This is a genomic window from Ruegeria sp. AL12, from assembly GCF_056540885.1.
This window is the reverse complement of record NZ_JBQFXN010000139.1, coordinates 1-665: the sequence shown is the minus strand read 5'-3', so window position 1 is coordinate 665 and position 665 is coordinate 1. Positions and strand designations below refer to the sequence as shown.

Below are 665 nucleotides of genomic sequence, written 5' to 3'. Positions count from 1 at the left end.
TGGCTTCCCATACAATGTCACCCAGCATCTGCACCGTATTTGGTGGACTGTTCGGGTTGACCAAAAGAGCCTGCCCCGAAACCCGTAAGCCGCAGCCTACAGCCAACGATCTTCACGCGGAACGCGACTATATTAATGACGTGATCTGGAGTAATCCCGCTGCGTTTTCGAGTGAACTGGACGTGCAGAACATGATGAGTCTGTATCCAGGAAGGTTCTGACGACACTTGGTGACAATCGGCCAAATAAGGCAACGAGATCACATCCAAGGCAGTTGCGAGCTGTAAGTGACAGCTACGTAACCGCGTAGTGGCCTTCTCAGCTATGCGTCGTCGGCTATGATTGCATCGACTTCGATCTCGACCAACCATTCAGGGTTCACAAACCGATTGATCGCCATAATTGTGTCGACGGGTCGTGCATCGACGCAATACTTCTTCCTTGCCTCGATGGCTTCTTTCCAATTGTCGATATCTGTCAGTATGACTCGCGTCCGAACAATGTCTTGAATTCCGGAACCTGCCTGTTCGAGAGCCGCCTTGATGATTTCAAAGCACTGGGTTGTTTGGGCAAATACATCTCCGACCCCTACGGTCTTGCCTTCAGCATCGACAGGTGCGGTGCCGCCAACAGATATGTGGGGACCAACCCGAACTGCTCGGCTG

At 52.2% G+C, this 665-nt stretch carries 2 protein-coding genes; one reads left to right on the top strand and one right to left on the bottom strand.

The window, feature by feature from the left end:
* A partial coding sequence (locus ACR0C6_RS21870; protein ID WP_480621270.1) for a hypothetical protein occupies window positions 1–221 on the top strand: 221 nt, incomplete at its 5' end.
* A 101-nt stretch (window positions 222–322) separates the two neighbouring features.
* Here ACR0C6_RS21870 and ACR0C6_RS21865 read toward each other — a convergent pair.
* Window positions 323–665 (bottom strand): Rid family hydrolase (locus tag ACR0C6_RS21865; protein ID WP_480621268.1); only part of this gene is annotated, 343 nt, incomplete at its 5' end.